Here is a 19,209-nt window from a genome sequence, read left to right as displayed (position 1 = left end):
GCCGGAGGCGGATTGCGCATGAGCCTCAGCAAGAAGCCGAAGGCGGATTGCGCATGAGTACAGCGGCAGTTCTTCGGACCCGGTTTCCCCGGGCGTTCGGTCGAGCCTCCGGTTTCGCCGGTGCGCCGGGCCGGTTCCTGGACAGCATCGGGCACGTCGCCTGGTTCGTCGTCACCGCGGTCGGGCATATCCCGCACGCGTTCAAGAACTATCGCCGCGAGGCCCTGCGACTGGTCGCCGAGATCGGGATGGGCACCGGCGCCATGGCGGTCATCGGCGGCACCGTGGCCATCATCGGTTTCGTCACCCTGTCCGCCGGCTCGCTGATCGCCATCCAGGGCTTCGCGTCGCTGGGCAACATCGGTGTGGAGGCGTTCACCGGCTTCTTCGCCGCGCTGGCCAACATCCGTGTCGTCGCGCCGGTGGTCACCGGCCAGGCCATGGCGGCCACCGTCGGTGCGGGTGCCACCGCCGAACTCGGCGCCATGCGCATCAGCGAGGAGATCGACGCGCTCGAGGTCATGGGCATCAAGTCGATCTCGTACCTGGTGTCGACCCGCCTGATCGCCGGATCGATCGTGATCATCCCGCTCTACGCCATGGCGATCCTGTTGTCGTTCTTGTCCGCCCAGTCGGTGACGACGCTGTTCTACGGCCAGTCATCGGGCACCTACGACCACTACTTCCACACCTTCCTGCGGGTCGACGACGTCATGTGGTCGTTCCTGGAGGTCATCATCATGTCGGTCATCATCATGCTCAACCACTGCTACTTCGGCTATTTCGCCAGTGGCGGTGCGGTGGGTGTCGGTGAAGCTGTGGGGAGGTCGATGCGTACGTCGCTCATCGCGATCGTGATGGTGGTGCTGCTGGCCTCACTGGCCCTGTACGGCACCGACCCGAACTTCAACCTGACGGTGTAGCACGATGACCGCACCCACTGGATCTGTGAACAAGCCCAAGACTCCGCCCTACAAGCTGGCCGGTCTGGTGCTGCTGCTCGTGGTGGCCGTCGTGCTCAGCCTGACCTGGGCGCAGTTCCGCGGCTATTTCGACAAGAAGGCCTCCCTGGTGGTGATGGCCGAGCGGGCCGGGTTGTCGATGGATCCGGGTTCGAAGGTGACCTTCAACGGGGTGCCGATCGGACGGCTGAAATCCGCGGGCGTGGTGAGCGACGGCGAGGAGTCGCGGGCCAAACTGCTCCTGGATGTGGAACCGCAATACCTGAACATGATCCCGGCCAATGTCGACGCAGAATTGCGCGCCACGACGGTGTTCGGCAACAAGTACATCTCCTTCCTGTCGCCGGCGGACCCATCGTCGGACAAGCTCAAATCGGGTGCGGTGATCAACGCGACGAGCACCACCACGGAGTTCAACACGTTGTTCGAGACGATCATGGGGATCGCCCAGCAGCTGGATCCGGTGAAGTTGAACCAGACGTTGACCGCGGCGGCGCAGGCGCTGGACGGGTTGGGGGACAAGTTCGGTCAGTCGCTGGTCAACGGTAATGACATTCTGGGTGAGCTCAATGCCCGGGACGTTGACCGCGGCGGCGCAGGCGCTGGACGGGTTGGGGGACAAGTTCGGTCAGTCGCTGGTCAACGGTAATGACATTCTGGGTGAGCTCAATGCCCGGATGCCGCAGATCCGCAGGGACACCAAGGGGTTGGCGGATCTGTCCGGGGTGTATGCCGATGCCGCTCCGGATCTGTTCGACGGGCTCAACCATGCGGTGGTCACCGCCAGGACGCTCAATGCCCAGCGCGGCAATATCGACAAGGCGCTGATGTCGGCGGTCGGGTTCGGCAACAACGCCGGGGACATCTTCGAGCGTGGTGGGCCGTATCTGGTCCGTGGTGCGCAGGACCTGCTGCCCACCAGCAAGCTGCTGGACTACTACAGCCCCGAATTGTTGTGCACCGTCCGCAATTTCCACGACGCCGCCCCCAAACTGGCTGCGGCCCTTGGCGGTAACGGCTACTCGCTGCTCACCAACACCGAGCTGCTCGGCGCGGGCAACCCCTACGTCTACCCGGACAATCTCCCGCGGATCAATGCGCGTGGTGGTCCCGAGGGACGGCCGGGTTGCTGGCAGCCGATCACCCGCGACCTGTGGCCGATGCCGTACCTGGTGATGGACACCGGTGCCAGCATCGCGCCCTACAACCACTTCGAACTCGGCCAGCCGCTGGCCGCCGAGTACGTCTGGGGTCGCCAAGTGGGGGAGAACACGATCAACCCATGAGAGACGCTTGCGGAACGAATAGACAAACGGCATGCGGGACCCGAGCCTGCGAGGGAGCCGCATGAGTATCAAAGGCACGATCTTCAAACTGGGAGCGATCTCGGCGGTGCTGCTCGCCTTCACCGCCATCATCTTCGTGGTGTTCGCCCAGCTCCGCTTCGACAAGACCACCAGCTATTCAGCGGTGTTCGACAATGTCAGCGGGCTGCGCAGCGGCCAGTTCGTCCGCGCCTACGGCGTGGAGGTCGGCAAGGTCAAAGATGTCACGCTGATCGACGGCGGCCAGCACGTCCGCGTGGACTTCGCGGTGCAGAACGACCTGCAGTTGTTCCAGGGGTCCACCGCCGCGATCCGCTACCTGGATCTGATCGGCAACCGCTACCTGGAGCTGCGCCGCGGTGACAGCGACAAGATCCTGCCGCCGGGTGGCACCATCCCGCGCGAGCGCACCGAGCCGGCGTTGGATCTCGATGCCCTGGTCGGCGGTTTCCGCCCGCTGTTCAAATCGCTGGACCCGGACAAGGTCAACAACATCGCCAACTCGCTCATCACGATCTTCCAGGGTCAGGGCGGCACCATCAGCGACATCCTGGACCAGACGGCGGAACTGACGTCGGCACTGGCCAGCCGTGACCAGGCCATCGGCGAGGTGATCACCAATCTCAACACCGTGCTCGAGACCACCGTCAAGCATCAGACCCAGTTCGACGACACCCTGAAGAACTTCGAGGCGCTGATCACCGGCCTGAAGAACCGGGCCGATCCGATCGCCTCGTCGGTCGCCGACATCAGCAACGCCGCCGGTTCGCTCGGTGATCTGCTGGCGGACAACCGGCCGCTGCTGCGGGACACCCTCGGCTACCTGGAGACCACACAACAGCCGCTGATCGATCAGAAGGACGAGGTGAACAGCATCCTGCAGCAGATCCCCGCGTCGCTGAAGATCATCGGCCGCGCCGGCGGACTCTACGGTGACTTCTTCAACTTCTACGTCTGCGATCTCTCGCTGAAGCTCAACGGGGCGCAGCCGGGCGGGCCGGTCCGCACCGTCCGGGTGGTCACCCAGCCGTCGGGCAGGTGCACGCCGAAATGAGGACCATCCAGGGTTCGGACCGGGTCCGAAAAGGCGTGATGGGTGTGATCACGGTGGCGCTGGTCATCGGGGTCGGCTCGAGCTTGACCAGCGTGCCGATGCTGTTCGCGGTCCCGACGTATTACGCGCAGTTCAACGACACCGGCGGCCTCAGCGTCGGGGACAAGGTGCGCATCGCCGGCGTCGACGTCGGCGATGTCACGAGCATGGACATCAAGGGCGACAAAGTCGAGATCGGCTACACCCTCGGTGGTCGCCAGATCGGTACGGAGAGCCGCGCCGCGATCCGCACCGATACGATCCTGGGCCGCAAGAACATTCAGGTGGAGCCCCGGGGCAACAAGATCCTCAAACCGCGCGGGTTCCTGCCGGTGGAGCAGACCCAGACGCCGTACCAGATCTACGACGCGTTCCTCGATGTCACCCGCGCCTCGCAGGGCTGGGACACCAAGGCCGTCAAGCAGTCGCTGAACGTGCTCTCCGAGACCGTCGATCAGACCTCGCCGCACCTGAGCGCCGCGCTCAAGGGTGTGCAGGAGTTCTCCGACTCGTTGGGCAAGCGCGACGATCAGCTCAAGGCGCTGCTGTCCAACGCGGGCAAGATCGCCACCGTCCTCGGCGACCGCAGTGGACAGGTGAACGCGCTGCTGGTCAATGCGCAGACGCTGCTGGCCGCCGTCAACGAGCGCCACCAGGCCGTCAGCATGCTGTTGGAGCGGATTTCGACGGTGTCGCAGCAGCTCACCGGGTTCATCAATGAGAACCCGAACCTCAACCACGTGCTCACCCAGTTGAAGACGGTCAGCGATATCCTCAGCGAGCGCCGCAACGACCTGGCCGACACCCTCAGCCTGGCCGGCAAGTTCATCATCTCGCTGGCCGAGGCGCTGGCGTCGGGGCCGTACTTCAAGGTGCTGCTGGCCAACCTGCTGCCGCCGACGCTGCTACAGCCGTTCGTCGACGCGGCGTTCAAGAAACGCGGTATCGACCCCGAGCAGTTCTGGCGCAACTCCGGTCTGCCGGCATTCCAGTTCCCCGACCCCAACGGCACCCGCTTCGAAAACGGTGCACCGCCACCCGCGCCGACCCCGCTGGAAGGGACCCCGGAGAATCCCGGACCCGCGGTGCCCCCGGGATCACCATGCTCGTACACGCCTCCGGCCGACGGTCTGCCCCGCCCCGGTGATCCGTTGCCGTGCGCGCATCTGGGAGTCGGTCCCTACGGTGACAACCCGTACGGGCCCAACTACGGCGCGCCGAATGTGGCGACGTCGGCACCGAATCCGGGCGGTATCGGCCCGAACCCGGGTGTCCCGTCCGCGGCGATCCCCGGTCAGCTGTCCCCCGATGTGCCCGGCACACCGGTGCCGATCGCACCCGGTCCGCCCGGTGCACGCCAGGTGCCCGTCGGTCCGCCCGGGGTACCCACGCCCCCCGGCGACATCCCCGGTCGCGCGGTGCCCGCACCGATCCTGCCCGGGCCGCCGCCCCCGCCGGGACCGGGCCAGCAGTTGTCCCCGGTGGGCACCGAGCCCCTGCCCGGTAACCCGCCGTTCCTTCCGCCCGGATCTCAGGGGGTGGCTCCGTAATGTCGAGCGTCTTCAACATCCGAAACATCAAGCTGCCGCACTTCTCCCGGACGGCGGTGATCCTCACCGCCCTCGTGGTGGCGGTGGCGATCGGCGCCGGCGTGGTGGGCTGGAATGTCTACAGGAAGCTGACCACCACCACGGTGACGGCGTACTTCCCCGAGGTGCTCGCGTTGTACCCCGGGGACAAGGTCCTCATCATGGGGGTGCAGGTCGGCAAGATCGACTCGATCACCACCGACGGCGACAAGATGAAGGTCGTCTTCCACTTCAACAGCAAGTACAAGGTCCCGGAGAACGCATCCGCGTCGGTGCTCAACCCCAGCCTGGTGGCATCCCGCGTGATTCAGCTGTCGCCGCCCTACACCGGTGGGCCGGCGATGGCCGACGGCGCGACGATCCCGTTGGAGCGCACCCAGATTCCGGTGGAGTACGACGAGCTGCGCGACCAGGTGACCCGGATCCTGGCCGATCTGGGGCCCTCCAAGGAGCAGCCCAAGGGCCCGTTCGGCGACATCATCGAATCGTTCGCCGACGGGTTCGCCGGGAAGGGCGAGCAGTTCAACAAGACCATCCAGGGTCTGTCCGAAGCACTCGACGCGCTGCATCAAGGCCGCGGTGACATCGTCGCGGTGATCAAGAGCCTCGCCACCTTCGTCAACGCGCTGTACAAGAACGACCAGCAGTTCGTGGCGTTGAACGACAATCTGGCGCAGTTCACCAACTCGTTCACCAACACCGATCGTGAAGTCGCCACCGCGCTACAGGATCTCAACAACGTGCTGGCGACCACCCGAAAGTTCTTGGACGAGAACGGTAAGCCGCTCACCGCCGACATCAAGAACCTGTCGGATGTGACCACCACGATCCTGCAACCGGAGCCGCGTAACGGCCTGGAGACCGGCCTGCACGCGTACCCGAACCTGGTTTCCAACGTGGTGAACATCGTGTCGCCCAACCAGGGTGGCATCGTGGCCGTCCCGGTCCTGCCCGGTGTCACGAACTTCTCGAACCCGCTGAACTTCATCTGCAGCACCATCCAGGCCGGTAGCCGGTTGGGCTACCAGGAATCCGCGGAATTGTGCGCCCAGTACCTGGCGCCCATCCTGGACGCCATCAAGTTCAACTTCCTGCCGTTCGGGGTGAACATGGCCAGCACCGCGATGACGCTGCCCAAACAGATCGCCTATTCCGAACCGCGACTGCAGCCGCCGCCGGGGTACAAGGACACCACGGTGCCGGGCATCTGGTCGCGGGACACGTTGTTCTCGCACGGCAACCACGAGCCGGGCTGGATTGTGGCGCCGGGCATGCAGGGTGTCTCGGTGCAGCCGTTCACGCAGAACATGCTGACCCCGGATTCGTTGGCGGAGTTGATGGGTGGTCCGGATATCGTGCCGCCGGCCGCGCCGCCCGCCTTCGGTGTGCCCCCGGGTGGCAACCTGCCCGGCCCGCCGAACGCCTACAGCGAGAACACTCCATTGCCGCCGCCGTGGTATCCGCAGCCGGGCCCACCGCCCGTGCCGGCCCCGGGCGTGCTGCCCGGCGACCCGCTGGGAGCGATCGCGGCGCCGCCCGCGGCGGCCCCGGCCGCCGTACCGGCACCCGCCGGCCCGCCGCTGCCCGCCGAAGCCGGAGGGGGCAACTAGTGCGCACCCGTGATTGGAAGACGACCGGCCGGCGCACCGCCGCGCTGGCGGTGGCCGCGCTGGCACTGAGCTCCTGCTCGCAGTGGCGCGGTGTGGCCAACGTCCCGCTGCCCGGTGGACCGGGAACGCAGGACGGTCACTCCACCATCTACATCCAGATGCCGGAGACGTTGGCGCTCAACGCCAACAGCCGGGTCCGGGTGGCCGATGTGTTCGTCGGCCGGGTGCGCTCGATCGAGCTGAAGAACTGGGTCCCCACCCTGACGGTGGACCTTGAGCCCGGCGTCAAACTGCCGTCCAACGTGCTCGCCAAGATCGGCCAGACCAGCCTGTTGGGCTCGCAGCACGTCGAGCTGGACAGCCCGCCGGACCCGTCGTCGACGCCGCTGCGCAACGGGGACACGGTGCCGTTGAAGAACTCGTCGGCCTACCCGACCATCGAGCGGACGCTGGCGAGCATCTCGGGCATCCTCACCGGTGGTGGTATCCCCAACATCGAGGTGATCCAGAACGAGGTCAACAACATCCTGACCGGCCGGGCCGATCAGATCCGGGAGTTCCTCAACCGGCTGGACACCTTCACCCAGGAGATGAACAAGCAGCGCGACGACATCACCCGCGCCATCGACTCCACCAACCGGCTGCTGGCCGTCGTCGCCAAACGCAATGACACGCTGGACCAGGTGCTCACCGAATTCCCGCCGCTGATCCAGCATTTCGCGGACACCCGCGATCTGTTCGCCGACGCGGTGACGGCACTGGGCCGGGTGTCGGCGGCCGCCGACGACACGTTGAGCAACACCAACGCAAACCTGCACACCAACCTGGTCAACCTGCAGCGTCCGCTCAAACAGCTGTCGAAGGCCTCGCCGTACCTGGTGGGCGCGCTGAAGCTGCTGCTGACGGTGCCGTTCAACATCGAGAACGTGCCGAAAGCCATTCGCGGCGACTACATCAACGCCTCCGCCACCATCGACCTGACGCTGTCCGCGGTGGACAACGGCCTGCTGTCGGGCACCGGGGTGTCGGGCATGCTGCGGGCGCTGGAACAGGCCTGGGGCCGCGATCCGGCGACCATGATCCCGGATATCCGATACACACCGAACCCGCACAACGCGCCCGGTGGTCCGCTGGTCGAAAGGGGGGAGTGAGACATGTTGCTGACCAGGTTCATCAAGATGCAGCTGCTGGTCTTCACCGCCCTGACGATCATCGGTCTGGTGGTGCTGTCGCTGGTCTATCTGCGTCTGCCCACCGCCGCAGGGATCGGGATGTACCGCCTCTACGCGGATCTGCCGAACTCGGCAGGCCTGTACGAGACGGCCAACGTCACCTACCGCGGCACCACCATCGGCAAGGTGCGCGATGTCCAGCCCACCCCCAAGGGCGCCCGGATCACCATGGACATCGACAACGACAAGAAGGTCCCGCTCGACGCGTCGGCCAACGTGCACTCGGTGTCGGCGGTCGGTGAGCAGTTCCTGGACATCGTGTCGGAGAAGGACGAGGGCAAGTACTTCAGCTCGGGGCAGACCATCACCAAGGGCTCGGTGCCGGCCGAGGTCGGTCCCGCGCTGGACGCCGCCGAGGCGGGCCTTGCCGCGCTGCCCAAGGAGAAGATCGGCCAGCTGCTCGACGAGACGGCGAAAGCCGTTGGCGGACTGGGTCCGTCATTGCAGCGGCTGGTGGACTCCACCCAGGCACTGGCCGGTGACTTCAAGGACAACCTGCCCTCGGTGAACGATATAGTCGAGCATTCCGGGCCGATCATCGACAGCCAGGTGAACTCCGGGGACGCCATCGCCCAGTGGGCGGCCAACCTGAACACCATCACCAGCCAGACCGCGGAGCAGGACGGTGCACTACGCAGCGGCCTGCAGCAGGCGGCGCCGACGGCCGATCAGCTCAACGCGGTGTTCGGCGATGTGCGTGATGCGCTGCCGCAGACGCTGGCCAACCTCGAGGTCGTCATCGACATGCTCAAGCGGTACAACAAGAACGTCGAGCAGGTGCTGGTGGTGCTGCCCCAGGGCGCGTCCATCGCCCAGACCGCGACGATCTTCGCGCCGAAAGGCCTGCTGCACTTCGGCCTCGGGATCAACTCTCCGCCGCCGTGCCTGACCGGATTCCTGCCGGCCTCGCAGTGGCGGTCGCCGGCCGACACCACCACCCAGCCGATCCCGTCGGGCCTGTACTGCAAGATTCCCAAGGACGCACCGAACGCAGTGCGCGGCGCGCGTAACTACCCCTGCGCCGACTTCCCCGGCAAGCGCGCGGCCACCCCGGCCGACTGCCGCAGCAACGAGCCGTATGTGCCTGCGGGCACCAACCCGTGGTACGGCGACCCCAACCAGGTCGTCGATTGCCCGGCGGCCGGCGCCCGCTGCACCCACCCCGTCGAGCCGGGCCGGGTCATCCCCGCGCCGTCGATCAACAACGGGCTCAACCCGCTGGGGGCCAGCCAGTTGCCGCCGCCGGAGGTTTTCGCCCCGACCAGTGACCCGCTCACCCCGCCCGGCCAGGGCACCGTCAGCTGCAGTGGACAGCAACCCAACCCCTGCATCTACACTCCGGCAGCAGGACCGTCGGCGGTGTACAGCCCATCCAGCGGTGAGGTGGTCGGACCAGACGGTGTCAAGTACACCGTCAACAACTCGATGAAGCCAGGAGATAGCGGATGGAAGGAGATGCTGGCACCAGCCGGCTGAACCCCACCCCTGATGACCACGATTCAGAAGAACCGATAGCGGCACTTCCCGAGGCGCAGCCCGATCCGGTGACCCCGGCGCACCAGCCGAGGCCGGAGCGTCTGGGCTCGGGATGGGTGGCCGCGATCGCCGCCGGCCTGCTCGTGCTGACCGCCGGGCTCTCCGTGGTCGGCTACCTGGCCGTGCAGGCCAACGCCCGCAGCGCCCAGATCGGGCGCGATGACGCCGTCGCGCTGCAGGCCGCCAAGGACTGCGTGACCGCCACCCAGGCTCCGGACACGGCGTCGATGGGGGCCAGCCAGGCCAAGATCATCGAGTGCTCGACCGGTGACTTCGGGGCCCAGGCCGGGTTCTTCAGCGGCATGATGGTGGAGGCGTATCAAGCGGCGAACGTGAAGGTCGCGGTGTCGGACCTGCGTGCCGCGGTCGAACGGCACAACGACGACGGCTCCGTCGACATCCTGGTGGCGGTGCGGACGAAGGTCACCAATTCGCAAGCCGCGGACCAGGAGCAGGGCTACCGGTTGCGGGTGACGATGCAGCGTGACGACGGCACGTACAAGATCGCCAACCTCGTCCAGGTGACGACGTGACGGCGGTGCTCGACGTGAACGATGCCCTGGACACCGCAGCAGCCACCGCCACCCCCGACTTGCCGGTGGCCTCCTGGCGGAGCCGGGCCGGGGCGCTGGCCATCGACGTGCTCTTCGGGGTCGCCGTGGTGGTCATCATGGCGATGCTGGCCTGGATCTCGCCGTGGATGAGCTGGCAGTGGTGGGTGTTCGCGGTACTGGGGGCGGCGGTCACGCTGGCGGTGCTGGTGAATCGCTGGCTGATACCGGCATGGACGGGGTGGACCCTGGGGCGCGCGGTCACCGGCATCCGGGTGCTCACCCGCACCGGCGCCCCGGCGGGCAGCGTCCGGTTGATCGTCCGCGATATCGCGCATCTGCTCGACACGGCCGCGGTGCTGGTCGGGTGGCTGTGGCCGCTGTGGGATCGGCGTGGGCGCACCTTCGCCGATCTGCTGCTGCGTACCGAGGTGGTGCGAGTCGACGCTCCGGCGCGCGATCTGCGCCGGCCGGTCGCGCTCGGGCTGGCCGCCACGGTGGTGCTGTGTTGTGCGGCGGCCGGACTGGGCTACGGCGCGGTATACCGGCATGACCGGGCGGTGGACGAGGCCCGGGCGCAGATCTCGGAGCAGGGCCCCCGGATCGTCGAGGAGCTGCTCAGCTATACCCCGCAGACCCTGGCCGACGATTTCGCGAAGGCGCAGTCGCTGGCCACCGACGGCTATCGCCCGCAGCTTGTGGCCCAACAGGAGTCGGTGCGCAAGGCGCCGATCGTGGCCAATGAGTACTGGACCGTCAACAGCGCGGTCACCCAGGTCGGCGCGGACACCGCGACCATGCTGATGGCCATGCAGGGCCAGCGCGGTGCCGACCCGAAAACCCTGCGCGTCATCACCGCGACGGTGCAGGTGGACTTCGTCAAATCCGGCGGACAGTGGCGGGTGGGCAACCTCACCGTGATCACCCGGCCCACCCCGGGCGGTGGTCCCCGATGAGCCCGCGCCGCCAGATCGACCCGGACGAGCCCGAATTCTTTGTCGCAGCGGACAATCCGCCGAGGCGCTGGGGTCTGCCGGTGGTCGGTGGTGTCTGCGCGTTGGTGCTGGCCGCCGTCATCGGGCTGTGCACGGTGATGGTGATGGCACACGAATCGGATCGCCGCACCGAGGTCAGGGACGCGTCCGCGCTGGCGTATGTGCGGGACTTCATGACCGTGTACACGACCATGGATCCGTTCCATGCCAACGACTATGCCGACCGGATCAAGGCACAGGCCACCGGCGAGTTCGTGAAGGCGTTCACCGAGAAGCAGAACGAGATCGTCATCCAGGTGGCGCGTCTGGAGCCCACCACGGGCGCGGTGCTCGCCGCCGGTGTACAGCGCTGGAACGACGACGGCAGTGCCGACGTCCTGGTGGCCACCCTGACGACCAGCAAGACTCCCGACGGCAAGCAGACCATCGAAACCGGAAGCCGTTGGTTGGCAACGACAATTCAGGAAGGGCGCCAGTGGAAGATCAGCCGGCTGATTCAGGTGATCTGACCACCGGGTCCGAGGACGACGAAGCCCAGGCCCAGCCGACGGGCAAGGCGGGTAGAGCTTCGGCGAGCGGCCCGGAGTCCGTCCCCGAGACGGACGCCGCCCCAGCGGATTCCGGTGACGCGGAGCCCGCCGAAGAACCCGTGCTGGTGCCGCACCGGCCGGCGGGTAAGGCACTCAAGATCGTCGCGGCGGTAGCGGCGCTGCTGTTCGTGGCGGCCGGCGCGTTCGCCGGTGCGACGGCGCAGCAGTACCTGTCCGACCGCGCGTTGGTGCACACCAAACTGGACGTCGCCCGCACCGCGACCAGCGCCATCACCACGCTGTGGACCTACACGCCCGACGATATGGAATCGCTGCCCGACCGGGCACAGAAGTATCTGGGCGGCGATTTCGCGGCCCAGTACCGCCAGTACATCGACGCGATCGTGGCGCCGAACAAGCAGGCCCAGGTGTCCAACAGCACCCAGGTGCTCGGTGCGGCCATCGAGAGCATCGGCCCGGACCGGGCCACCGCGCTGGTGTACACGAACTCGGTGGCCACCAGTCCGGTCACCAAGAACATCCCGTCGCTGCGCTACCTGTCCTATCGGCTGACGCTGGAACGCCGGGACTCGAAGTGGCTCATCACGGAGATGACGCCGGTCACGTCGCTGGATCTCACACCGAGGCTGTAGCCGCGCGATGCGTTCACCGGTGTCCCGGCGGCTGACCGTGGCGGCCCTGCTGCTGCTCACCCTGGCCACCGGTGTGGTGGACGCGGTGAGCGTGCTGGTGCTCGGTCACGTCTTCGTGGCCAATATGACCGGCAACGTGATCTTCCTCGGGTTCTGGTTCGTGCCGCAAACGGGTGTGGACCTGACCGCCGCCGTGGTCGCCTTCACCGGCTTCGTCGCAGGTACGGTGATCGGCGGACGTCTTGCCCGGCAGCTGGATTCGACGGTACGCAGGTGGTTGGTGGTCACGCTGTCGATCGAGGTGGTGATCATCGGCGCCGTGGCCGCGCTCGCCGGTGCCGGCGTCCTGGACTACCGGGATGACAGCAAGCTGGTCTTGATCGGCGGGCTGGCGATCAGCTTCGGTATCCAGAACGCCACCGCGCGGCAGTTCGGCATTCCGGAACTGAGTACGACGGTGCTCACCTCGACCATCGTGGGCATCGGATTCGACAGCAGGCTCGCCGGCGGAACGGGTCAGCGGGAGAAGCTGCGGTACGCGGTGGTGGCCACCATGTGCGGCGGCGCCGTGCTGGGCGCGACGCTGAGCCGATTCGCCGTCGCACCGGTGATCGGGCTGGCCGCGGTGATAGTCGCCGCGTCTGCATCGATCTTCGCTTTCGGGCCCGAGGACTCCGGATAACCTGGCCACATGCCATCAGTACTTGTGACCGGTGCCGGACGCGGAATCGGGCGCACCATCGCCGAAGAGTTGGCCAAGCGCGGGTGGGAGGTGATCGCGGGCGTCCGCTCGGCCGCCGATGTGGCCGCCGTCGGCGCGACGCACGAGCGGATAACGGGGGTGCTGCTCGACGTCACCGACGAGGAACAGCTCGCGGCGTTGGATGCGGCGTTGCCGTCGAGGCTGGACGCCGTGGTCAACAATGCCGGCATCGTGGTCGCGGGTCCGATGGAGACGGTCACCACCGAAGGGTGGCGAAAGCAGTTGGACGTCAACGTGATCGGTCAGCTTGCGGTCACTCGGGCGGTGTTGCCGCGCTTGCGTGAGTCCCATGGCCGGGTGGTGTTCATCTCGAGCGTCAACGGCCGGCTGTCGACGCCGCTGACGGGTGCCTACGCGGCGTCCAAGTTCGCGCTCGAGGCGGCCGCCGACGCCCTGCGGATGGAGTTGGCGCCGTGGCGGATACCGGTGGTGCTCGTCGAGCCGGCGCAGACCGACACCGACATGTGGCGCACCGCCGACACCATGGTGTCCGAGGTGGAGGCCGACCTGACGCCGCAATACCGTGAACTTTATGCCCGTCACGTTGCTGGCATGCGCAGGTCCGTGCCGATTTCGCAGCGGCTTGCGGTCGCACCCGAGACGGTGGCCGATGTGGTGTACACCGCGCTGACCTCGCGGCGGCCCCGGCCACGCTATGTCGTAGGGCTGGGCCCCAAGGCTCAAGTTGCCCTGCTGACTCATATCCCGACTGCTTTGCGAGATCGGCTTCTTCGTGTCGTGATGCGTCAGCCCTGACCAAAACCCAACGCGCGCAAGACTTCGACGCACGCGATAGTTCTCGGCAAAACCGTATCCGGGCACCGGCAGGGTGTTACCGTCCTGTGCGTCGGCTGGGAGGCTACGGGGAGGCACGTAAGCATGACGGGGAAACATCGCGCGGCGGGGGAGCGGACCAAGCGGCTCGCGGTCGTGGGGGCCGCAACCGCGACGGTCACCGCACTGACGGTGGGAGCGGCCGCGCCCCAGCCGGTGCAGGCGCGTCCGGAGTTGCGTCTGGTACACGATCAACCGCTGGATCTCACGGCGTCGACAAGCCTGTTCCCGAAACCGGGCGAGCTGCCGGATATCACTGGCGGCCTGGGTAATACGGTCTACAACGAGGCGCAGGACCTGTACGCCACCATCGCCAAGGCCCTGGTCGGCAGGGTGAGTGTGCCGGCCCTGACCGGCGGTCTGCACATCAACATCGGCGATGTGCTGAACCAGATACCGGTGGACCTGCTCGATCAGGTGCTCGGCGCGGTGAAGATCGACCTCGGGTCGCTGCTCGACGGGGCGTTGCCCGCCGGGGTGTCGGACGCCTTGGTCGGGGTCCTGGATCTGCTGAACATCACCGACTCGGCCGGCAACGTCTCGCTCAGTGCGCTACTCGGTCTCATCGGGCTTGATGTGTCGAATATCGTGGATCTGGCGAACACGGATGTGGCTGGGGTCAAGGTCATCACCCCGGGCCCCACGTTCGGCCTGCTGAAGATGCTGGGGCTGGATATCGGGTGGACACCCGGTACTCCCAATGCCGTTGCCGAGGCCATCAATTCGACACCGTACTTGGATATCAGCGGCGACGGTCTGCTCGACATCGTCTTCAAGCAGGCCAAGGAAGCCCTCGACGTGCTGGGGCCGCTCGGAGTGCCGCTGCAACTGGCGGTCAATCTGCTGCACGCGGTGACCGACGCCCTGCCGCTGGAACTACTCGACGTCACCGACGTGCGCATTCCCATTGTCGCCGGTATCGGTCTGGGGGCTTTCTCCACCGGGGCGTCGTATTCGAAGATCCTGAGCGAGTTGGGGTTCCAGCCCGGCGGCTCCAAGGCGAGCCAGCATCCGCTGGTCGGTGGCTTCACCATTCTGCCGATGGTGCTGCTGAACAATCTGGGCCGGGCCAACGGTGGTCTGTTGTCCCGGTTCTACCCGTTGGGCGATCTGCTCGGCATCGACCTGCTGACCCCGGAAACGGGGGCTGTGCACAGCGGCGGAATCCCGTTGCTCACCACCGGGCTGGCGGTCGGCGGGGCGAATCTGGTCCCGATCAAGATCGATGCGACCGCGCAATACCAGCCGTTCTCCGACTTCGCCGCTTGGCCGAATCCCTTCTCGCTGGCCAACAACCTGATGGCCGGAACGGTGGGCGCCACCTACATCCTTCGCGGTTTGACGCTCGACACCATCCTGGAACAAGTGGGGGACGAAGTCGGCGATGCGGTGGGTAACGTGACCGCCGGAAATCCGCTGGCGCTCAACATCTATCTCACGCTGCCGGCGAAGACCCTGCCGCTGTTGGAACCGCTGTACCTCACCGGCGATGTGCTCAACGCGGTGAGTTTCGGCACGATGGGCACCTTGCCGATCCGGCTCGCCAACGCCCTGGCGCCGGCACTGACAAGTCTGGTGAACCTCGGGTACACCGACGTGGTGCGCAATGCCGACGGCACATACACCAGGACGCTCACCGACGCCGACACCCCGACGCCTTTCATGACGTTCCCGCACGTGAATCCGGGCCAAGCGGTCAACGACGTGATCAAGTCCCTGGTCAAGGGATTCCAGAAGGAGTTCTTCAGCGGCCATCCGACGGCGGCGCCGCCGAATATCGTCAACGAGCTCGTCAAGGTGGTGAAGAGCATCACCAGCGGCAGCTTCGCGAAGGAGCTGACCAAGACGGCCACCGATGCGGCTTCCGGGCTGGCCGAGGCCAACGCGCTACCGTCGGCCGCGGCACGGACCTTGACGCTCGCCACCGGCCAGACCGCCGAGTCCACCGGTAAGCATGCCGCGGCGGACGATGACACCAAGGCCGACGACACCAAGGCCGATTCCAAGAAAGACGACTCGAAGAAGGCGGACTCGAAGAAGGACGACTCCAAGAAGGACGACGCCAAGAAGGACGACACCGCCAAGAACGAGAAGCCGGCGCAGGCGAATCCGAAGCCGACGGTCAAGAAGCCCGACCCATTGACCAAAGCGGTTCGCGATATCACGCGTGCGTTCAGCCCGAAGAAGAAGCCGGCCGCCTCGGAGTCGAAGGATGCCAGCACGACGAAGAAGAGCTCCGAGGGCGCGCGATCAGGTTCGGCCGGAGAAGCCGCTTAGCCGAACGGTTTTCAATCGAACGCGAGCCAGGCCGGTAGCGCGCGTTCGCGCGAGTCGCACAGCACCTGATAGGTGTCACACGACCCCTTGGGCACGCCGGCCCCGGCCCACATGCCACCGGCGTCACGGCGCAGCACGATCGCCGACGATCCGCCACCGTCGAGCAGGATGGCCGTATCGCTGCCCAGGCCCCGGAACAGATCCTGGATCTGGTCCGGGGTGTAGCTGCCGCCCTGGAACACGTACATCTCGTCGCGGCCGCGCGCATAGGCCAGCGCGGTGCGCGCCGCCGAGGGGCCGGGGTCGTTCATCTGGCCGGTATCTCCCGGGGCGAGCAGTCCCAGACCGCTGACCGCGACGAAGCGGGTGCCCTTGCTCATTAGGTCGGTGACGACCGGGGTGGCCGCGTCGAAATCCTCTGCACCCCTGGGACCTACCACGAACGGCGCCCCGGACACCGGAAGGACCATCGTCGACAGCGGGGTCCAGATCTCGTTTCCGCCGGACAGACCCTGCTTACCTGCGTAGGCGATGGTGCCGGTGACTGCGGCGTTGGTCTTGCCCTGCCCGCGGGTGTTGTCGACGTACGCCCCGAGCGGGGAACTGCAGCCGGTGGTCTTCCACGAGCCGCCGCGCTGTCCCCGGATGTCGAAGAAATTGGCGTTGACGGCGATCGTCGGCCGGCCCAGCGCGTGCCACGCCGCGATCGGGGTGTAGATCTCTGCGGACTGCAGCAGTCCTTCGCCGGTACGTGCGCCGGGTGTGCGTTCGCAGCGAGACTGGTAGCCGGCATGAGAATCGACGAGTAGGCGCGGTGTGAGCCGCGCCGATGCGCCCTTGATGATCATCAGGTGGCCGCCGTTGCTCATCTCGTACCAACTGCCCGCGGCATTGAGCATCGGTGCCGGATTGCCGGCGCCGAAGTTGTACACCAGGTACGCACCGCGGGTGGTGGCGATCGCGTTCGCCAGCAATGTGCGGCCGTCTGCGGCTCGCGCAACCGGGGATCCGGTGGCCGTGGCAAGCGCCGCGGTGATCGCGAGCACTGCGATTCCGGCGCCAATGCGCAGGAGAAACCGGGTTGTGCTCAGCACGTCGATCCTTCCTGGCAAACTTCGGTCAGATGCTCAGGATAATCACAGCCGGCTCACTGTCAACTTACGTCACGGCCGCATAACGCTTCTGCCACAAGACAATTGCTAGCGCAGCCCCGGCGGCGCCAGGCGGTACACCGCGTCGGCGAGGTCATCCGTGACATACACCCCTCCATCGGGGCCGACCACCGCGGAAACCGGGCGCCCCCAGCGGGATCCGTCCGCGGACTGGAACCCGCCGAGGAGCGTCTCTGCCGGGCCGAGGATCCCGTTGCGCCATGGTAGGAAGGACACTTCGGGGGCGCGGGGCGGTTGCCGGTTCCAGGACCCGTGCACGCCCAGCAACGCCCCGGAGTCGTACGGCGCCGGCAGCGCGCCCTCGGTGAAGCTCATGCCCAGCGGTGCCGAATGCGCGCCGATGGTCTGCTCGACGGGTGGCAGCGACGCACAGTCGAGCGCGCCGCCGTCGGCGTTGGTCTGGACGTCGCGGATGAACGGGGCGTCGGCGGGGCCGCCGGTGGGATGGCAGAACGGCCAGCCGAGTTCGCGGCCCGCGGTCAGCCGGGCGATGGCTTCGGGCGGATTCTCGGCGACGTAATCGGGATGGACCATTCCGGTGGCGGGGTCGGCGATGTTGTCGCGATTGTTGACGGCCGTCCAGATCGATCCGTCTGGTGCGGTGGCCAGGCCGGTGCCGTTGCGAACCCCGGTGGCGAACACGGTCGCGGGACCGCCGCCGGGCGGAACGCGCATGATGGTCGCCCGTGGCGGGTCGGCCGTCCGGTCCTGTGCCGAGATGTTCCCGGTCGATCCGATCGAAAAGTACACTGCGCCATCGGATCCGACGGTCACGCTCTTGAGGGCGTGCGAGTAGGCGCCGCGCAGCTCCGGGCTGCGTGCGTCCGGCAGCCCGGCCGCGATCGGCCGGGGACCGGTGGCGCTGCCGTCGCGGTAGTCGTAGGCGGTGATCCGATCGCTCTCCGCGACCAGCAGGGTAGAACCGGTGAAGGACAGGCCGTGCGGCTGGGTGAGGCCGCTCAGCAACGGGGTCACGCGCTCGGGTCCTACCGACACCACCTGGCCCATGCTGGGCAGCGAGACCAGCAGTCGCCCGTCGGGCGCCCACGCCGCCAGCCGCGCCTTGGGCACCCTGGCCCAGACCGATACCGTCCACCCCGGCGGGACCAATGCCTGTCGTGCGGTGTCGAACGGCCGGTGATCGAGGCCGTCGGGGACGGCGACGGTCACCGGCACCAAACCGGCAGGCGCGGCGGCGGGTGCTGTCGTGCCGGCGGGTGGCGGCGGGGTGGTGCCCGCCGCGCACCCGGCCAGCAGCACCACCGCGGCGCTGCAGAGGAGCTGTCGGCTAGGCGGCCAGACCCGCATGCATCTCCCAGACCAGGATCTCGGCCGCGGTGGTCGCTGTCACCCGCTGGCCGCCGGTGGCCGTCAGTCGGACGGCGTCGCCCTCCTGAAGCGGGCCCGCGCCCTCCAGGGCCACTTCACCGCGGGGTACGAACAGGTGCAGGTAGGGCGCCTGGGGCAGTTCCACGGAGTCGCCGGGTTGCAGGCGCGCACCGTGCAGCGCGGCGAAGCGGTTCTGGATGCTGATCGCGGTCTCGTCGCGATGCTCGGGCATACCGGAGGCGATGGTGATCAGCTTGCCGCGCAACAACTCGTCGTCGATCTCCATTTGCTGATAGCCCGGCGTGATGCCGGACTCGTCCGGGACGACCCACATCTGCACGAAATGCACAGGCTCGGAATGTGTTTCGCCGCCCGTAAGGTTCCAGGAGTCGTTCTTCTCGGAATGCAGGATGCCCCGGCCGGCCGACATTCGTTGCGCCAGTCCGGGATAGATGACCCCGGAGTGCCCGGTCGAGTCCTGGTGCACCAATGAGCCGCGCAGCACCCAGGTGACGATCTCCATATCGCGGTGCGGGTGGGTCTCGAACCCGGCGCCCGGCGTGACGATGTCGTCGTTGTTGACCAGCAGCAGCCCGTGATGGGTGTTGGCGGGATCGTAATGATCGCTGAACGAGAAGGAGTGCTTGGAGTCCAGCCATGAGATCTTCGTGGCCGCCCGGTCGCCGGCGCGGCGGATGTCGATGGTTGCGGTATTGCTCATCGGGTTCTCCTTGCGATTCGATGCCAGCCTAGGTGCC

Annotated in this window: 16 protein-coding genes and 1 pseudogene; 14 read left to right on the top strand and 3 right to left on the bottom strand. The window is 67.0% G+C overall.

Going from position 1 to position 19,209, the window contains the following annotated elements; genetic code table 11:
• The first annotated feature begins 53 nt into the window (after positions 1-53).
• The 14 genes and pseudogenes from H7J86_RS13365 to H7J86_RS13300 all read left to right on the top strand — a co-directional run bounded on the left by H7J86_RS13365 (position 54) and on the right by H7J86_RS13300 (position 15,950).
• Complete coding sequence (locus tag H7J86_RS13365) at positions 54-923, top strand: MlaE family ABC transporter permease (RefSeq protein ID WP_090359085.1); 870 nt, start codon at positions 54-56, stop codon at positions 921-923.
• A 4-nt stretch (positions 924-927) separates the two neighbouring features.
• Positions 928-2,248: pseudogene (locus tag H7J86_RS33595) on the top strand (MCE family protein).
• Positions 2,249-2,309: 61 nt separating this feature from the next.
• Positions 2,310-3,341, top strand: coding sequence for an MCE family protein (locus tag H7J86_RS13355; protein WP_187097720.1), 1,032 nt, complete (start codon positions 2,310-2,312; stop codon positions 3,339-3,341).
• The gene (locus tag H7J86_RS13350; protein ID WP_187097721.1) at positions 3,338-4,930 is read left to right on the top strand and encodes an MCE family protein; all 1,593 of its coding nucleotides are present in this window, start codon (positions 3,338-3,340) and stop codon (positions 4,928-4,930) included. The genes H7J86_RS13355 and H7J86_RS13350 overlap by 4 nt, the downstream gene beginning before the upstream one ends.
• Complete coding sequence (locus H7J86_RS13345; RefSeq protein WP_267291510.1) at positions 4,930-6,579, top strand: virulence factor Mce family protein; 1,650 nt, start codon at positions 4,930-4,932, stop codon at positions 6,577-6,579. Before H7J86_RS13350 ends, H7J86_RS13345 begins: the two co-directional genes overlap by 1 nt.
• Positions 6,579-7,730 (top strand): virulence factor Mce family protein, encoded by a 1,152-nt coding sequence (locus H7J86_RS13340; RefSeq protein ID WP_090359076.1) that lies wholly within the window; start codon positions 6,579-6,581, stop codon positions 7,728-7,730. Before H7J86_RS13345 ends, H7J86_RS13340 begins: the two co-directional genes overlap by 1 nt.
• A 6-nt stretch (positions 7,731-7,736) precedes the next feature.
• Positions 7,737-9,287 carry an MCE family protein gene (locus H7J86_RS13335; protein WP_308204850.1) on the top strand — a complete coding sequence of 517 codons (1,551 nt, stop codon included), beginning with the start codon at positions 7,737-7,739 and terminating at the stop codon, positions 9,285-9,287.
• Positions 9,257-9,880, top strand: coding sequence for an Rv1363c family protein (locus tag H7J86_RS13330; protein WP_090359072.1), 624 nt, complete (start codon positions 9,257-9,259; stop codon positions 9,878-9,880). Before H7J86_RS13335 ends, H7J86_RS13330 begins: the two co-directional genes overlap by 31 nt.
• The gene (locus tag H7J86_RS13325) at positions 9,877-10,854 is read left to right on the top strand and encodes an RDD family protein (protein WP_372517269.1); all 978 of its coding nucleotides are present in this window, start codon (positions 9,877-9,879) and stop codon (positions 10,852-10,854) included. Before H7J86_RS13330 ends, H7J86_RS13325 begins: the two co-directional genes overlap by 4 nt.
• Positions 10,851-11,402, top strand: coding sequence for an Rv1363c family protein (locus tag H7J86_RS13320; protein WP_267291506.1), 552 nt, complete (start codon positions 10,851-10,853; stop codon positions 11,400-11,402). The genes H7J86_RS13325 and H7J86_RS13320 overlap by 4 nt, the downstream gene beginning before the upstream one ends.
• Positions 11,369-12,076 (top strand): mammalian cell entry protein, encoded by a 708-nt coding sequence (locus H7J86_RS13315; protein WP_090359067.1) that lies wholly within the window; start codon positions 11,369-11,371, stop codon positions 12,074-12,076. The genes H7J86_RS13320 and H7J86_RS13315 overlap by 34 nt, the downstream gene beginning before the upstream one ends.
• Before the next feature lie 7 nt (positions 12,077-12,083).
• The gene (locus H7J86_RS13310; protein ID WP_267291504.1) at positions 12,084-12,758 is read left to right on the top strand and encodes a YoaK family protein; all 675 of its coding nucleotides are present in this window, start codon (positions 12,084-12,086) and stop codon (positions 12,756-12,758) included.
• A gap of 9 nt (positions 12,759-12,767) precedes the next feature.
• Positions 12,768-13,595, top strand: a complete 828-nt coding sequence (locus H7J86_RS13305; RefSeq protein WP_267291502.1) for an SDR family oxidoreductase — start codon at positions 12,768-12,770, stop codon at positions 13,593-13,595.
• Between the two features lie 123 nt (positions 13,596-13,718).
• Positions 13,719-15,950: an alpha/beta hydrolase family protein gene (locus H7J86_RS13300; RefSeq protein WP_267291500.1), complete on the top strand. Its 2,232-nt coding sequence runs from the start codon at positions 13,719-13,721 to the stop codon at positions 15,948-15,950.
• Between the two features lie 11 nt (positions 15,951-15,961).
• Here H7J86_RS13300 and H7J86_RS13295 read toward each other — a convergent pair whose 3' ends face one another.
• From H7J86_RS13295 to H7J86_RS13285, 3 genes are all read right to left on the bottom strand, one after another.
• Positions 15,962-17,062 (bottom strand): phosphodiester glycosidase family protein, encoded by a 1,101-nt coding sequence (locus tag H7J86_RS13295; protein ID WP_372517268.1) that lies wholly within the window; start codon positions 17,060-17,062, stop codon positions 15,962-15,964.
• A gap of 87 nt (positions 17,063-17,149) precedes the next feature.
• A complete protein-coding gene (locus tag H7J86_RS13290; RefSeq protein WP_267291496.1) occupies positions 17,150-18,430 on the bottom strand; it encodes a PQQ-dependent sugar dehydrogenase in 1,281 nt (426 codons plus the stop codon).
• On the bottom strand, positions 18,411-19,172 hold the full coding sequence (locus tag H7J86_RS13285) for a pirin family protein (RefSeq protein ID WP_187097730.1): 762 nt from the start codon (positions 19,170-19,172) through the stop codon (positions 18,411-18,413). Before H7J86_RS13285 ends, H7J86_RS13290 begins: the two co-directional genes overlap by 20 nt.
• Positions 19,173-19,209 lie beyond the last annotated feature (37 nt).

It is taken from the genome of Mycobacterium hackensackense, from assembly GCF_025822555.1.
GTDB lineage: Bacteria > Actinomycetota > Actinomycetes > Mycobacteriales > Mycobacteriaceae > Mycobacterium > Mycobacterium fluoranthenivorans.
The sequence above is the reverse complement of the archived record's forward strand: the minus strand, read 5'-3'. Positions and strand labels throughout refer to the sequence as shown.

What these genes read in the sequence shown, in the direction of transcription:
- H7J86_RS13365 (WP_090359085.1), top strand. Translation starts at nt 54, where the DNA reads ATGAGTACAGCGGCAGTTCTTCGGACCCGGTTTCCCCGGGCGTTCGGT.
- H7J86_RS13355 (WP_187097720.1), top strand. Translation starts at nt 2,310, where the DNA reads ATGAGTATCAAAGGCACGATCTTCAAACTGGGAGCGATCTCGGCGGTG.
- H7J86_RS13350 (WP_187097721.1), top strand. Translation starts at nt 3,338, where the DNA reads ATGAGGACCATCCAGGGTTCGGACCGGGTCCGAAAAGGCGTGATGGGT.
- H7J86_RS13345 (WP_267291510.1), top strand. Translation starts at nt 4,930, where the DNA reads ATGTCGAGCGTCTTCAACATCCGAAACATCAAGCTGCCGCACTTCTCC.
- H7J86_RS13330 (WP_090359072.1), top strand. Translation starts at nt 9,257, where the DNA reads ATGGAAGGAGATGCTGGCACCAGCCGGCTGAACCCCACCCCTGATGAC.
- H7J86_RS13320 (WP_267291506.1), top strand. Translation starts at nt 10,851, where the DNA reads ATGAGCCCGCGCCGCCAGATCGACCCGGACGAGCCCGAATTCTTTGTC.
- H7J86_RS13310 (WP_267291504.1), top strand. Translation starts at nt 12,084, where the DNA reads ATGCGTTCACCGGTGTCCCGGCGGCTGACCGTGGCGGCCCTGCTGCTG.
- H7J86_RS13305 (WP_267291502.1), top strand. Translation starts at nt 12,768, where the DNA reads ATGCCATCAGTACTTGTGACCGGTGCCGGACGCGGAATCGGGCGCACC.
- H7J86_RS13300 (WP_267291500.1), top strand. Translation starts at nt 13,719, where the DNA reads ATGACGGGGAAACATCGCGCGGCGGGGGAGCGGACCAAGCGGCTCGCG.
- H7J86_RS13290 (WP_267291496.1), bottom strand. Translation starts at nt 18,430, where the DNA reads ATGCGGGTCTGGCCGCCTAGCCGACAGCTCCTCTGCAGCGCCGCGGTG.
- H7J86_RS13285 (WP_187097730.1), bottom strand. Translation starts at nt 19,172, where the DNA reads ATGAGCAATACCGCAACCATCGACATCCGCCGCGCCGGCGACCGGGCG.